Annotated in this window: 13 protein-coding genes and 1 riboswitch; of the genes, 5 read left to right on the top strand and 8 right to left on the bottom strand. The window is 70.4% G+C overall.

Annotated elements, in window-relative coordinates; all coding sequences use genetic code 11:
- Positions 1-290: 290 nt before the first annotated feature.
- Entirely contained in the window at positions 291-788 is a 498-nt protein-coding gene (locus BLW82_RS23495; protein ID WP_143063710.1) for a hypothetical protein, read from the top strand.
- 90 nt (positions 789-878) lie between these two features.
- Here the strand turns inward: BLW82_RS23495 and BLW82_RS23490 are convergent, their stop codons facing one another.
- From BLW82_RS23490 to thrC, 5 genes are all read right to left on the bottom strand, one after another.
- Positions 879-2,006, bottom strand: coding sequence for an NADH:flavin oxidoreductase (locus tag BLW82_RS23490; RefSeq protein ID WP_093501460.1), 1,128 nt, complete (start codon positions 2,004-2,006; stop codon positions 879-881).
- Between the two features lie 229 nt (positions 2,007-2,235).
- Positions 2,236-3,858 carry a chaperonin GroEL gene (groL, locus tag BLW82_RS23485; protein ID WP_093501458.1) on the bottom strand — a complete coding sequence of 541 codons (1,623 nt, stop codon included), beginning with the start codon at positions 3,856-3,858 and terminating at the stop codon, positions 2,236-2,238.
- 368 nt (positions 3,859-4,226) lie between these two features.
- Entirely contained in the window at positions 4,227-4,433 is a 207-nt protein-coding gene (locus tag BLW82_RS23480) for a cold-shock protein (protein WP_019057200.1), read from the bottom strand.
- Between the two features lie 468 nt (positions 4,434-4,901).
- Positions 4,902-5,177 (bottom strand): MoaD/ThiS family protein, encoded by a 276-nt coding sequence (locus BLW82_RS23475; RefSeq protein WP_093501456.1) that lies wholly within the window; start codon positions 5,175-5,177, stop codon positions 4,902-4,904.
- Positions 5,178-5,234: 57 nt separating this feature from the next.
- On the bottom strand, positions 5,235-6,518 hold the full coding sequence (thrC, locus tag BLW82_RS23470) for a threonine synthase (protein ID WP_093501454.1): 1,284 nt from the start codon (positions 6,516-6,518) through the stop codon (positions 5,235-5,237).
- Positions 6,519-6,536: 18 nt separating this feature from the next.
- Positions 6,537-6,690: riboswitch (SAM riboswitch) on the bottom strand.
- Positions 6,691-6,847: 157 nt separating this feature from the next.
- On the opposite strand from thrC, the gene BLW82_RS23465 reads away from it, so the two are divergent.
- Both BLW82_RS23465 and BLW82_RS23460 read left to right on the top strand, forming a co-directional pair.
- Entirely contained in the window at positions 6,848-7,792 is a 945-nt protein-coding gene (locus tag BLW82_RS23465) for a glucosyl-3-phosphoglycerate synthase (protein ID WP_093501452.1), read from the top strand.
- Between the two features lie 94 nt (positions 7,793-7,886).
- On the top strand, positions 7,887-9,311 hold the full coding sequence (locus BLW82_RS23460; protein WP_093501450.1) for an alpha,alpha-trehalose-phosphate synthase (UDP-forming): 1,425 nt from the start codon (positions 7,887-7,889) through the stop codon (positions 9,309-9,311).
- A 137-nt stretch (positions 9,312-9,448) separates the two neighbouring features.
- Here BLW82_RS23460 and otsB read toward each other — a convergent pair whose 3' ends face one another.
- The 3 genes from otsB to BLW82_RS23445 all read right to left on the bottom strand — a co-directional run bounded on the left by otsB (position 9,449) and on the right by BLW82_RS23445 (position 11,922).
- Positions 9,449-10,300: a trehalose-phosphatase gene (otsB, locus tag BLW82_RS23455; RefSeq protein WP_093501448.1), complete on the bottom strand. Its 852-nt coding sequence runs from the start codon at positions 10,298-10,300 to the stop codon at positions 9,449-9,451.
- Positions 10,301-10,402: 102 nt separating this feature from the next.
- Positions 10,403-10,636 (bottom strand): DUF3263 domain-containing protein, encoded by a 234-nt coding sequence (locus tag BLW82_RS23450; protein WP_093501446.1) that lies wholly within the window; start codon positions 10,634-10,636, stop codon positions 10,403-10,405.
- 17 nt (positions 10,637-10,653) lie between these two features.
- Positions 10,654-11,922, bottom strand: a complete 1,269-nt coding sequence (locus tag BLW82_RS23445) for an extracellular solute-binding protein (RefSeq protein WP_177233045.1) — start codon at positions 11,920-11,922, stop codon at positions 10,654-10,656.
- Positions 11,923-12,052: 130 nt separating this feature from the next.
- Between BLW82_RS23445 and BLW82_RS23440 the strand changes: the two genes are divergently transcribed.
- Positions 12,053-12,994, top strand: coding sequence for an ROK family protein (locus tag BLW82_RS23440; RefSeq protein WP_093501444.1), 942 nt, complete (start codon positions 12,053-12,055; stop codon positions 12,992-12,994).
- Positions 12,994-14,220 (top strand): N-acetylglucosamine-6-phosphate deacetylase, encoded by a 1,227-nt coding sequence (gene nagA / locus BLW82_RS23435; RefSeq protein WP_093501442.1) that lies wholly within the window; start codon positions 12,994-12,996, stop codon positions 14,218-14,220. Before BLW82_RS23440 ends, nagA begins: the two co-directional genes overlap by 1 nt.
- Positions 14,221-14,292 lie beyond the last annotated feature (72 nt).

The raw sequence follows: 14,292 nt of genomic DNA, 5'->3' as shown, positions 1-14,292 counted from the left end.
GAACGCCCTGGCCTCCGCCTCGTCGATCTCGTACACCGTCTCACGGGCCCACGGATCCCGCGCAGGGAGCACGTGCCCGCCCGGCGGGAACGGCACCGGTGACACCGGCGGCCTCCAACGGCCGTCACAAGCGGATAACGAAGTGCGTGCGACAAGTGGTCCGGATCGCCCCCCACTTGAGGCGTTCCCGCAGGTCAGCGCCGCGTCCTGCGACCGTTCCCGGGAGTCGTCCGCACAGCATCCTGACGTCCCACACCTCGACAGCCAGCCGCCGACCGGAGAGCCGAGCCGTGACGAACCCCCCGACCCCCGCGCCGGGACCAGCGCCGATGACCGGCCTGCTCAGGCAATTGCGCGTGTCGCTCCTGATCACGCTCGGGATGTCGGTCTTCACCGTGCCGGACGACCTCCTGCGCGGCGTGGTGCACGGCGACTTCCTCGCGACCCTGGGCGACCAGGCCGCGCGCGCTCTTCTCGTCTGCGCCCTCGTCGCCCTCGTCCACTCCCTGATCTACGGCGCGATGCGCTTCGGACGCCCCGAGACACGCGAGGTGCGGGGCGTCCGGGCCGCGGTGGGGGTGCTGCTGGCGCTCGACGTGGTCCCGCTGTTCGCGGCGGGTCACGTCGTACTGGCCCTCGTACCTCTCCTGGCCATCGTCGGGGGCTGGGTCTTCGCGAGGCGCAGAGGCACGGATGCGGACGCCGGTCCGTACGGCGCCCTGATCTTCGGTGTCGCGTCCCTGCCCGTGCAGGGTGTGGTCGCCGTGGCCATGGCGATCCTGAGGTGACCATGACCTGGGCGGGGCTCGTCGCGCCCTACGCGGTCGCCCTCGGGTTCTCCGGCTGGTCGCCGGCCGACCCGAGGGCGAACCGCCCGGTCAGCTCAGGGTCTTCAGTGCTGACGCGTCGTAGGAGGTGAGTTCGTCCGTGCGGCCGGCCAGGACCTTCGCCGCCCACTCGGGGTCCTGGAGGAGGGCGCGGCCCACGGCGACCATGTCGTACTCGTCGCGCTCCAGGCTGTCGAGGAGGTCGTCGATGCCCCTGATCTCGGAGCCCTCGCCCGCGAAGGCCTTGATGAAGTCGCCGTCGAGGCCGACCGAGCCGACGGTGATGGTGGGCCTGCCGGTGAGCTTCTTGGTCCAGCCGGCCAGGTTGAGGTCGGAGCCGTCGAACTCGGGGAGCCAGTAGCGGCGGGTGGAGGCGTGGAAGACGTCGACGCCGGCGGCGGCCAGCGGGGTGAGGATCGCCTCCAGCTCCTCGGGGGTCTCGGCGAGGCGGGCGTCGTAGTTGTCGGACTTCCACTGCGAGTAGCGGAAGATGACCGGGAACTCCGGGGAGACCGAGTCGCGTACGGCGGCCACGATCTCCGCGGCGAACTTCGTACGGGCGACCGGGTCGCCGCCGTAGGCGTCGGTGCGTCGGTTGGTGCCCGCCCACAGGAACTGGTCGAGCAGGTAGCCGTGGGCGCCGTGCAGTTCGACGCCGTCGAAGCCGATGCGCTCGGCGGCGGCCGCGGCCTCGGCGAACGCGCGGATGACGTCGTCGAGGTCCTGCGACGTCATCGCCTTGCCCTCGCCCTCGGTGCCGTCCAGGCGGATGCCGGAGGGACCGACGGCGGGCGCGTCCGCGACCGGTGCCTGGCCCTGCTTGCGGACCATGCCGATGTGCCACAGCTGCGGCACGATGGTGCCGCCGGCCGCGTGCACGCCCTCGGCGACCTTCGCCCAGCCCGCCAGCTGCTCCTCGCCGTGGAACCGCGGAACGCGGCTGCTGCCTCCCGCCGAGTCGTGACCGACGTACGTCCCCTCGGTCACGATCAGACCGACACCGGCTGCGGCCCGGCGCGAGTAGTACGAGACCACGTCCTCGCCGGGGACGCCGCCGGGGCTGAACTGGCGGGTCATCGGCGCCATCACGATCCGGTTGGGGACCGTGAGCCCGTTCAGGGCGATGGGACGGGCGAGGATCTCGGCTGCGCGGGAGGCGGGGGGCGTGGTGACGGTCACGTGGGGGATCTCCTCGAAAGTAGGTCTTACCAGTCGGTATGTGCACACGCATCGACTACACGTCCCTAGAAACGACCTACCCGCCGGTATGCATTCCCGCTCCCGCGCGGTTGCCGTGTGACCCAGGACACAGATCCTCTCCAGCCGCGGAAACGCCGAAGGGCGGCACCCCCTGTCGAACAGGGGGTACCGCCCTCGGTGCTGCCTGGGAGCTGCCGAGCCGTCAGGCTCAGAAGTCCATGTCACCGCCCGGCATGCCGCCCGGAGCGGCCGCGGCGGCCTTCTCCGGCTTGTCGGCGATGACGGCCTCGGTGGTGAGGAACAGCGCGGCGATGGAGGCGGCGTTCTGCAGGGCAGAGCGGGTCACCTTCGCCGGGTCGATGATGCCCTCGGCGACCAGGTCGACGTACTCACCGGTCGCGGCGTTCAGGCCGTGGCCCGGGGTGAGGTTGCGGACCTTCTCCACCACGACACCGCCCTCGAGGCCGGCGTTGACGGCGATCTGCTTCAGCGGGGCCTCGAGCGCGAGCTTCACGGCCTGCGCGCCGGTCGCCTCGTCACCCTCCAGCTCCAGCTTCTCGAAGACCTGGGAGGCCTGGAGCAGGGCCACGCCACCACCGGCGACGATGCCCTCCTCCACGGCCGCCTTGGCGTTGCGCACGGCGTCCTCGATGCGGTGCTTGCGCTCCTTGAGCTCGACCTCGGTCGCGGCACCGGCCTTGATGACGGCGACGCCACCGGCGAGCTTGGCCAGGCGCTCCTGGAGCTTCTCGCGGTCGTAGTCCGAGTCGGACTGCTCGATCTCGGCGCGGATCTGGTTGACCCGGCCCTGGACCTGCTCGGTGGAGCCGGCGCCGTCGACGATGGTGGTCTCGTCCTTGGTGATGACGACCTTGCGGGCGCGGCCCAGCAGGTCGAGGGTCGTGTTCTCGAGCTTGAGACCGACCTCCTCGGAGATGACCTCGCCGCCGGTGAGGATGGCGATGTCGTTCAGCATCGCCTTGCGGCGGTCGCCGAAGCCCGGGGCCTTGACGGCGACGGACTTGAAGGTGCCGCGGATCTTGTTGACGACCAGGGTCGACAGGGCCTCGCCCTCGACGTCCTCGGCGATGATCAGCAGCGGCTTGCCCGACTGCATGACCTTCTCCAGGAGCGGGAGCAGGTCCTTGACCGAGGAGATCTTGGAGTTCGCGATCAGGATGTACGGGTCGTCGAGGACGGCCTCCATACGCTCCATGTCGGTGGCGAAGTACGCCGAGATGTAGCCCTTGTCGAAGCGCATACCCTCGGTGAGCTCCAGCTCCAGACCGAAGGTCTGGGACTCCTCGACGGTGATGACGCCTTCCTTGCCGACCTTGTCCATGGCCTCGGCGATGAGCTCGCCGATCTGGGTGTCGGCGGCGGAGATGGAGGCCGTGGAGGCGATCTGCTCCTTGGTCTCGACGTCCTTCGCCTGCTCCAGCAGGGCACCGGAGACGGCCTCGACGGCCTTCTCGATGCCGCGCTTCAGGGCCATCGGGTTGGCACCGGCGGCCACGTTGCGCAGGCCCTCGCGGACCAGGGCCTGGGCGAGCACGGTCGCGGTGGTCGTACCGTCACCGGCGACGTCGTCCGTCTTCTTGGCGACTTCCTTGACCAGCTCGGCGCCGATCTTCTCGTACGGGTCCTCCAGCTCGATCTCCTTGGCGATGGACACACCATCGTTGGTGATCGTGGGGGCGCCCCACTTCTTCTCAAGGACGACGTTGCGGCCCTTGGGGCCGAGGGTGACCTTGACGGCGTCGGCGAGCTGGTTCATACCGCGCTCAAGGCCGCGCCGCGCCTCCTCGTCGAACGCGATGATCTTGGCCATGTGAAGTGGTCCCTCCAGGACTGGGGGTGAGTCTTCGGACCGCGCCCGCGCCCGCGACGGACGGCTCGCCGACCCGTGGGTTCCTTGCCCCACCCGGTCCGCGGGCCTCACCGACCCGGTCCTTCTTTGTCACTCTCACCTTCAGAGTGCTAACGCCAATGATTAGCACTCGACCCAGGAGAGTGCAAGGCGCGCTCGCGAAGCGAGTGCTCGTCGGGGGGTGGTGATCGGGCGAAGGGCGGGCGCAAGCGGCTCTCGAGGACCGAGGCCGGGAACATGGCCCGGGACATGCCGAAGGGCTCGTGCCCCGGGAGGCACGAGCCCTTCGAAGATGTACAGAAGAACGTCGCTGTCAGTCGGCGCGTGCTTCAGCTGGTCGCCAGCCGGACCATGTCCGCCTGCGGCCCCTTCTGGCCCTGCGAGATCTCGAAATCGACCCGCTGACCTTCCTCGAGGGTGCGGTAGCCGTCCATCTGAATCGCGCTGTAGTGGACGAAAACATCCGCACCACCGTCGACCGCGATGAAGCCGTACCCCTTCTCCGCGTTGAACCACTTGACGGTGCCCTGAGCCATGCCTAACTCCCCTATTACTGGCCCTTGCACAGATCCACACTTCGCGGATCCGGGTCAGACCTCACCCCCCATTGGTTGGGGGCGTGCGCCGGAACGCGTCGACCGCGGCTGAATGTATCTGTCCAACTGCCGTCTGCAACAGGTCAATCGGACGAGAATTCTTGAGGGAAGGGGTCCGGAATGTGGTAAGAATTCGGCCGAATTCAGGGCAAGTCGGGCCCCATAAAGGCCACAAAAGCCGCATATAACCCGGGCACTTTGGCTGCTTCTTGTCGGGCTCGCGGTATCGAATACGGGGCCCCCGACCTGGAGATCGGGACCGTGTTCCCCAACTGTACCGCGCTCAACCACACAGAATTGCCCCCTCCGCTTCTCTCACGGAGGGGGCAATCGGATGAACAGACGGTGATCGGCGTTACCGAAGGTAATGTTCGGTCATTCGATCAGCCTGTCAAGCAGGTCCGCAGGTCAGCCGCCGGCGACGGCCGGGATGATGGAGACGCCCGCGCCGTCCGGGGTGGCGGTCTCCAGGCCCTGCTCGAAGCGCACGTCGTCGTCGTTGACGTACACGTTGACGAACCGGCGCAGCTTGCCCTGGTCGTCCAGAACCCGCGCGGAGATACCGGTGTGGTTCTTCTCCAGGTCCGAGATGACCTCGCCGAGGGTGGTCCCTTCGGCGGCGACCTCGGCCTGGCCACCGGTGTAGGTGCGCAGGATGGTGGGGATGCGAACGGTGACGCTCACGTTTTTACCTCCGGTCCGGGCGGCCCCTCCGGGCGGCGCCCCTATTTCTCGGGGGACTCAGGCGAGCCCGGCCTCGTGGAAAGACTCCAGACTCGGGCGAATGGTCGCGGTGAGTCCGGTTCCCGCCACCGCGTCCAGCGTCTTGAGTCCATCACCGGTGTTGAGTACAACGACCGACTTGGCCGGATCAATCAACCCATTCTCAATGAGCTTTTTGGTGACTCCAACCGTCACTCCGCCGGCGGTTTCCGCGAAGATTCCCTCGGTCCGCGCGAGCAGCTTGATGGCGTCGACGACCTGCTCGTCGGTGACGTCCTCCACCGCACCGCCGGTGCGCCGCGCGATGTCGAGGACGTACGGCCCGTCGGCCGGGTTGCCGATGGCGAGGGACTTGGCGATGGTGTTCGGCTTCTGCGGGCGGACCACGTCGTGGCCCTCCTTGTAGGCCACCGACACCGGCGAGCACCCCTCGGCCTGGGCGCCGAAGATCTTGTACGGCTTGTCCTCGACCAGACCGAGCTTGATCAGCTCCTGCAGCCCCTTGTCGATCTTCGTGAGCTGCGAGCCCGAGGCGATCGGGACGACCAGCTGGTCCGGGATCTCCCAGCCGAGCTGCTCGCAGATCTCGTACGCCAGGGTCTTGGAGCCCTCCGCGTAGTACGGCCGCAGGTTGACGTTGACGAAGCCCCAGCCCTCGCCCGCCGGGTCGCCGATCAGCTCGGAGCAGAACCGGTTCACGTCGTCGTAGTTGCCCTCGATGCCGACGAGTTCGCCGCCGTAGATCGCGGCCATGACGACCTTGCCCTGCTCCAGGTCGTGCGGGATGAACACGCAGGAGCGGAGGCCGGCCCGGGCGGCGGCGGCACCGACGGCGCCGGCCAGGTTGCCGGTGGAGGAGCAGGAGAGGGTGGTGTAGCCGAAGGCGCGGGCGGCCTCGACGGCCTGGGCGACGACGCGGTCCTTGAAGGAGTGCGTCGGGTTGCCGGAGTCGTCCTTCACGTACAGCCCGCCGGTGACCCCCAGCTCCCTGGCCAGGTTGTCCGCCTTGACGAGCTTGGTCCAGCCGGGGTTGATGTTCGGCTTGGTCGCCACGTCCGCGGGGACGGGCAGCAGCGGCGCGTAGCGCCAGATGTTCGCGGGACCCGCTTCGATCCGCTTGCGGAGCTCCTCGGTGTCATAGGCCGAGAAGTCGTACGCGATCTCCAGCGGGCCGAAACACTCCTCGCAGGCGAACACCGGGCCGAGGGGCACCCGGTGACCGCACTCGCGGCAGCTCAGGGCAGCGGCGGGACCGAGATCGACGGTGGAGTCCGTGGTGCTTGCAACAGTCTGCACAGCCATGTGAGGCGAGGCCCTTTCTCCTCATCTTCCTCACGACGCATCTCGTCGTGAGACGGATTTGGCACCTTCCCTAGCCGGGAGCCTCGCGGTGATCGACAGCGATCTACGAGTACCGACTGGAGGGTTGCCGGGGCTTCAACGGGCCGTTTCCCTCTGCCCCTCTGGATGAGCGGTATGCGGTTGTCAACGCCGGGTGCACCCAGGACATGCGATGGTCATCGGCGTTGTTCAAGACTGTAACCGAAGGCCAGGACAGTTGAGAGAGTCGTCCGTACCGCGAGATGGATCACACGTCGTCGTGTGGCCGTGACAGTGAGGAGCCGCTGACCGTGCTGGAAGAAGTCGAGCGCTGGCTGGCCACCCGCTCCTGGTCCGTAACCGATCGTCCCCTGCACCGGATCATGGCCGCCAAAAGGTCCTCCGGGCAGACGGTCAGCGTCGTGCTGCCCGCGCTCAACGAGGAGGAGACCGTCGGCGACATCGTCGCGATCATCCGCCACGACCTGATGCAGCAGGTGCCGCTCGTCGACGAGATCGTGGTCGTCGACTCCGGCTCCACCGACCGTACGGCGGCCGTCGCCGCGGCCGCCGGCGCCCGCGTCGTGCACCGCGACGCGATCCTGCCCCGCATCCCCGCCGTCCCCGGCAAGGGCGAGGTCCTCTGGCGCTCCCTCCTGGTCACCACCGGGGACATCGTGTGCTTCGTCGACGCCGACCTGCGGGAGTTCTCCTCCGACTTCGTCACCGGCATCGTCGGCCCGCTCCTCACCGAGCCGGGCGTGGACCTCGTCAAGGCGATGTACGACCGCCCGCTCGGCGGCGCCGCCGGGCAGGGCGGCCGGGTCACCGAGCTGATGGCCCGCCCGCTGCTGAACATGCACTGGCCGCAGCTGGCGGGCTTCGTCCAGCCGCTCGGCGGCGAGTACGCGGCCCGCCGCTCGCTGCTGGAACAGCTCCCCTTCCCGGTCGGCTACGGCATCGAGCTGGGCATGCTGGTCGACGCCCTGCACCTGGCCGGCCTGGACGCCCTCGCGCAGGTCGACGTCGGCGTCCGCAAGCACCGCCACCAGGACGGCCAGGCCCTCGGCCGGATGTCCGCCGCGATCTACCGCACCGCCCAGCTCCGGCTGGCCCGCGGCCACCTGATCCGGCCCTCGCTCACCCAGTTCGAACGGGGCGAGGACGGCTTCGAACCGCGCACGTACTCGGTGGACACGGAGGAACGGCCGCCGATGGTGGAGATCACGGAGTACGCCGAGCGCAAGGTGGCGTGACTTCGTCGTACGGCCGTATACGGCGGCGCGTCGGACACGGCCGTACGTTTGAGCGTTTACGGGCCGGGCTAGGTTGTGGCGTATGGCTTCCCCCATGGCTTCCACCGGCGGTGCCGAGGTGCTCGTCGCCTCGAACCGCGGCCCGGTCTCGTACGAGCAGCGCGAAGACGGTTCCCTGTACGCCAAACGGGGCGGCGGCGGGCTGGTCTCGGGGCTGTCGGCCATCGGGCCGGACGCGAACGCGGTGTGGGTGTGCGCGGCGCTGGGCGACGGCGACCGTGAGGCGGTGCGGCGGGCCGACGGCGGCCGGCTGCCGGCCGGGGACACCGGCGGGCAGCAGGTCCGGATGCTCGACATCGACGCGGACGTGTTCGCCGACGCGTACAACGGCATCGCGAACTCGGTCCTCTGGTTCGTCCACCACATGCTCTACCAGACCCCGCTGGAACCGGTCTTCGACGCGGAGTTCCGGCGCCAGTGGGGGTCGTACCAGGCCTACAACCGCGCCTTCGCGCAGGCGCTGGCGGAGGAGGCGGGCCAGGGGGCGGTGGTGGTCATCCAGGACTACCACCTGGCGCTCGCCCCCAGGATGCTGCGGCAGCTCCGCCCGGACCTGCGCATCGGCCACTTCTCCCACACCCCCTGGGCGCCGCCGGACTACTTCCGGCTCCTCCCCGACGACATCGCGGCCGAGCTGCTCAGCGGGATCCTCGGCGCCGACCACGCGGCGTTCCTGACGCGGCGGTGGGCGGACGCGTTCGTGGACTGCTGTCATGCGGTGCTGGGGCCGGGGATCCCCTCCTCGGACACCCGGATCGGGGTGCACGGGCTGGGCGCCGACGCGGACTTCTTGCGGAAGCGGTCGCACGAGCCGGACGTGGACGAGCGGATGCGGGCGTTGCGGGAGGAGATCGGCGGCGAGGGGCGGAAGACGATCGTCCGGGTCGACCGGACGGAGCTGTCGAAGAACATCGTGCGGGGGCTGCTGGCGTACCGGCAGCTGCTCGACGACCACCCCGAGTGGCGGGAGCGCGTGGTGCATGTCGCGTTCGCGTACCCGTCGCGGCAGGACCTGTCCGTGTACCGCGACTACACGGCGGAGGTGCAGCGGGTCGCGGACGAGATCAACGCCGCTTACGGGACGGCGGGTTGGACGCCGGTGGTGCTGCACGTCAAGGACGACTTCGCACGGTCGCTGGCGGCGTACCGGCTGGCCGACGTGGCGCTGGTGAACCCCATCCGGGACGGCATGAACCTGGTGGCGAAGGAGATCCCGGTGGTGTCGGACGAGGGGTGCGTGCTCGTGCTGTCGCGGGAGGCCGGGGCGTACGAGGAGCTGGGCGAGGACGCGGTGGTCGTGAACCCGTACGACATCGGGGGGACGGCGGACGCGTTGGCGCGGGCGCTGGCCATGCCGGTGGGGGAGCGGGCGGAGCGGTGCAAGCGGCTGGCCGAGGCGGCTACGGCGTTGCCGCCGACGGCCTGGTTCCTTGAGCAGCTCAGGGCGTTGGGCGGGTAGGCCCGGGTAGTGGTTCGACTGCGGGGCGGTGGGGGCTGGTCGCGCAGTTCCTCCCCCGGCCTTCGGCCGGGGGTACCCCCAGCGCCCCTTACGGGGCGCTTCAGTTACGGGGCGCTTCGGTTACGGGGCGCCACAAGTCATGAAGCACTCAGTGCGGCCAGACTCCTCAGCAGTCTGACCACTCCCTCCGGGCCGTCCACCACCACGTCGGCCCGGTCCGCCAGTTCGGTCACCTCTGTGCTGCCGCTGCATACCAGCAGGCCCGGGACGCCCTCCTCGCGGAGTTTCTCGACGGCGGCGAAGGCGGGGATGTCGCCCAGGTCGTCGCCGGCGTAGAGGATCGCGCCGGCGTCCATGTGCCGTGCGTACTCGCGCAGGGCCACGCCCTTGTCCATGCCCGGGGGACGGAGTTCCAGGACGAGGCGGCCCGGTTCGACGATCAGGCCGTGCCGGGTGGCGAGATCGGTGAGGGGCTCACGGAGGGTCTCGAAGGTGGCCTGGGGATCGGGGGCGCGGCGGGTGTGGACCGCGATCGCCCGGCCCTTCTCCTCGATCCAGGTGCCGTGCGAGGCGCCGGCGCGGTCGAGGAGGGCGGGGAGTTCGGCGCGGACGGCGGCGATGCCGGGGTGCGGGGGCGGCGCGGTGAGCTCGCCGGTCGCCGCGTCCCAGCGTTCGGCGCCGTAGTGCCCGAGGACGACGAGGTGTTCCAGGCCGGGCACGCCCGCGAAGCCGCCGTAGCGGACGGCCACCTCGGCCGGGCGGCCGGTGACGACGGCGACCGCGGCCACCTTCGGGGCGAGCGCGGCCAGCACCGGCACGGCGTCCGGATGCGCCCGCGCCTGCTCGGGGTCGGCGACGATCGGCGCGAGCGTCCCGTCGAAGTCGAGCCCGACGAGGGCCGTGCCGGGACGTGCGAGGAGCGCGGCGAGGCCGTCGCGACCGGCGGCGGTGCGGGGCGTCGGAAGGGGTTCCGTGATGTGGGTTCCCATGAGCCCGACACTATCCCGTCGGGGGTCCAGGACAGCGCCCCGTCAGGGGCGCTGGAGCCCCCGGCCGAAGGCTGGGGGCGGCGGGGGCGAAGAACCGCCGGCTCAGCGCTCCGAGCGGCGCGCGTCCCGTACCCTCCGCAGCCGATTCACCGTCACCGGGTCGTGGGCCAGCGCCCCCTCGTCGTCCAGCAGGGCGTTCAGTAGCTGGTAATAGCGCACCGGAGCCAGGTCCAGTTCCTCGCGTATCGCGCGTTCCTTCGCGCCGGGGCTGGGAAAGCCCCGGCGTTCGAGGGCGAGGATGGCCTGCTCGCGCGCGCCCAGTTCGTGCCGGTCCATGGCGAGAACCGTAACGCTCAGCGGGTCCCGAGCGTACGGCTGTCGGCCGTCGCCGCCTCGGCCTGGATCCGGGTGAGGACACCGGTGGGGTCGCCGGTCGGGCTCACCGCGGCACCGATCTGGTTCTTGATGTCGGCGCTGATCGCCGCCCAGGAGGTCTTGCCCGCCGGGTAGAGCTGCGAGGTGGGCAGCTGCTCCAGGAAGGGACGCAGCTGCTTGTCCTCGGCCCGGGTGGAGTCGGTCATCGCCTGGGACGCGGACGTGGTGACGGGCAGCAGGCCGTACTCGCGGGAGAAGGCGAGGACGTTCTTCTCGCTGTAGACGTAGTTCAGGAAGTCGCCGACCTGCTCGGCGTGGCCGTTCTGCTTGAACGCCGCCATCCAGTCGGCGACGCCCAGGGACGCGGTGCTGGTGCTCTGCCCGGCGCGGGCCGGCATCGGGACCGTGCCGAACTTGACGCCCTTCTTCTCGGCCTGCTTGATCAGCGTGGGGTGGCCGTTGAGCATGCCGACCTGGCCGTCGGCGAAGGCGGCGAACGCGGTCGCGCGGTTCAGCTTGCCGGGGGCCACCGGACCCGTCAGTCCCTTGCCGACCAGGTCGTCCTTGAGCCAGGTGAGGGTGTCGATGTTCTGCGAGGAGTCGATCGTGTACGTGCCGGTGTCGTCGGTGTAGCCGCTGCCGCCGCTGAGCAGCCACTGCATGGTCTCCGCCTGCGCCTCCTCGGGGCCGAGCGGCAGCGCGTACGGGTACTTCACGCCGTTCGCCTTGAGCGCCTCCGCGTCGGCTTCGAGCTCGTCCCAGGTGGTGGGCGGGGTGGTGATGCCGGCCTGGGAGAAGAGGGTCTTGTTGTAGAAGAGGACGCGCGTGGAGGCGGCGAAGGGTATGCCGTACTGCGCGTGGTTCCACTGGCCCGCCTCGGCGAGCTGGGACGGGAAGTCGGCCTGGACCGGGATGGAGAGCAGGTCGCCGGCCTCGTACAGCTTGCCGGCGGCCGCGTAGTCGGCGTACGCGCCGATCTGCGCCAGGTCGGGGGCGTGGCCGGCGTCGACCATGTCCTTGACCTTGCGGTCGACGTCGTTCCACGAGTAGACGGTGACGTCGACCTTCACGTCGGAGTGCTGGGCCTCGTACGCCCTGGCCAGCTTGTCCCAGTACTTCTGGGAGCTGTTGGCGGCGGAGTCTCCGTAGTCGGCGGCGACGAGTCTGAGGGTGACGTCCGAGGATCCCGTCGTCCCGCACCCACCGAGGACCGCGGTCATGCCCGTTGCGGACACCACCGCGATCATTCCTGCCCTACGCCGCCGCACGTCTACTGCCCCTGTCCCGCTGTCTCGCCGTTCAATACGTCTGACCTATAAGGTCTACACCACGTAAGTGGACTAGACCTCTTGCGGGTCGACGGGCCACACTGTTCCCGTGAGACATGTCATCGCCCTGGACGTGGGCGGCACCGGAATGAAGGCCGCGCTGGTCGGCCCGGACGGCGAGCTGCTCCACCGGGACCGCCGGGCGACCGGCCGGGACCGCGGCCCCGACGCCGTCGTCACCGCCATCCTCGACTTCGCCGCCGAGCTGCAGGCGTACGGCGCGCAGCACCTCGGCGAGCCGGCGTCCGCGGCCGGCCTCGCGGTCCCCGGAATCGTGGACGAGCAGGCCGGAACCGCGGTCTACTCGGCCAACCTCGGCTGGCGCGACGTCCCGCTGCGCACCCTCCTCGCCGACCGCCTCGGCATCCCGGTCGCCCTCGGCCACGACGTCCGTACCGGCGGTCTGGCGGAGGGCAGGCTCGGCGCGGGCCGGGGCGCGGACCGCTACTTCTTCGTGGCCCTCGGCACCGGGATCGCGGGCGGCTTCGGCCTGGACGGCCGGGTGGAGCCGGGCGCGCACGGCTTCGCGGGCGAGATCGGCCATGTCGTCGTACGGCCGCAGGGTGCCCCCTGTCCGTGCGGGCAGCGCGGCTGCCTGGAGCGGTACGCGTCGGCGGCCGCGGTGAGCGAGGCGTGGGCGAAGGCCGTCGGCGACCCGGCCGTGGACGCGGCGGACTGCGCCAAGGCGGTCACGTCCGGCGACCCGAACGCCGTCCGGGTGTGGGGCGACGCGGTGGCGGCTCTGGCCGACGGCCTGGTCACGGCCCTCACCCTGCTGGACCCACGGGTCCTCATCATCGGCGGCGGCCTGGCGGAGGCGGGGGACGCCCTGTTCGGGCCTCTGCGCGAGGCCGTGGAGCACCGGGTGACGTTCCAGAAACTGCCGACGATCGTCCCGGCCGAACTCGGGGACACGGCCGGCTGCCTGGGCGCGGGCCTGCTGGCCCAGGACTTGTTGAAGACGACGACTACTCCGGAGGTAACCCGCTGATGGCTGCGAACGAGCCGCACGACAGCGCCCCGTCAGGGTCGCGGGGAACTGCGCGACCAGCCCCCACGGACCCGCAGCCCGCAGACCACGGACTGGTCCTCTCCGGCGCCCGGGCAGTCCTGCCCACCGGAGTCGTCGAAAACGCCCGGATCTCGGTCGAGGGCACCCGGATCGCCGCCGCCGCCAACGAGAACGCCCAGGTCGTCGACCTCACCGGCCACTGGCTCCTGCCCGGCTTCGTCGACATCCACAACCACGGCGGCGGTGGGGCCTCCTTCAGCTCCGGCACCGCCGAGCAGGTCCTCACCGGCGTCCGCACGCACCGCGCGCACGGCACCACCACGCTGGTCGTCTCCACCGTCACCGACGACATGGACGTCCTGACCCGCCAGGCCGGCCTGCTCTCCGAGCTCGCCGAGCAGGGCGAGATCGCCGGCATCCACTTCGAGGGCCCCTTCATCTCCCCGTGCCGCAAGGGCGCCCACTCCGAAGCGCTGCTGCGGCACCCGGACCCGGCCGAGGTGCGCAAGCTGGTGGACGCGGCGCGCGGGCACGCGAAGATGGTCACGCTCGCCACCGAACTCCCCGGCGGCATCGAGTCGGTACGGCTGCTCGCGGAGCACGGCGTGATCGCCGCCGTCGGCCACACGGACGCGACGTACGAGCAGACGGTGGCGGCGATCGACGCGGGCGCCACGGTCGCCACCCACCTGTACAACGCGATGCCGCAGATCGGCCACCGCGCGCCCGGCCCGATCACCGCCCTCCTGGAGGACGAGCGGGTGACGGTGGAGCTGATCAACGACGGCACCCACCTGCACCCCGCCGCGCTCCAGCTGGCCTTCCACCACGCGGGGCCGGACCGGGTCGCGTTCATCACGGACGCGATGGACGCGGCCGGCAGCGGTGACGGCCGCTTCCTCCTCGGTCCGCTGGAGGTCGACGTCACCGACGGAGTGGCCCGGCTGGTGGACGGCGGTGCCATCGCCGGCTCCACGCTGACGCTGGACCGCGCGCTGCGGCGGGCGGTGACCGTCGACAGGCTGCCCGTCGAGCACGCCGTCGCCGCGCTGTCCGCCAACCCGGCGCGGCTGCTGGGCCTGTACGACCGCGTCGGCTCCCTGGAGCCCGGCAAGGACGCGGACCTGCTCGTCCTGGACGCGGACTTCACGCTCAAGGGCGTGATGCGGAAGGGTACTTGGGTGGTCGCACCCGAACTGGCCTGACTGCGACCATCTCTTGGGAGACGGCGACCTAGGCCGGTCGCCGTCTCTTTGGCATGATCGTGCCCCCACCGA

The organism is Streptomyces sp. Ag109_O5-10 (assembly GCF_900105755.1).
In the GTDB taxonomy this organism is placed as follows: Bacteria; Actinomycetota; Actinomycetes; order Streptomycetales; family Streptomycetaceae; genus Streptomyces.
The sequence above is the reverse complement of the archived record's forward strand: the minus strand, read 5'-3'. Positions and strand labels throughout refer to the sequence as shown.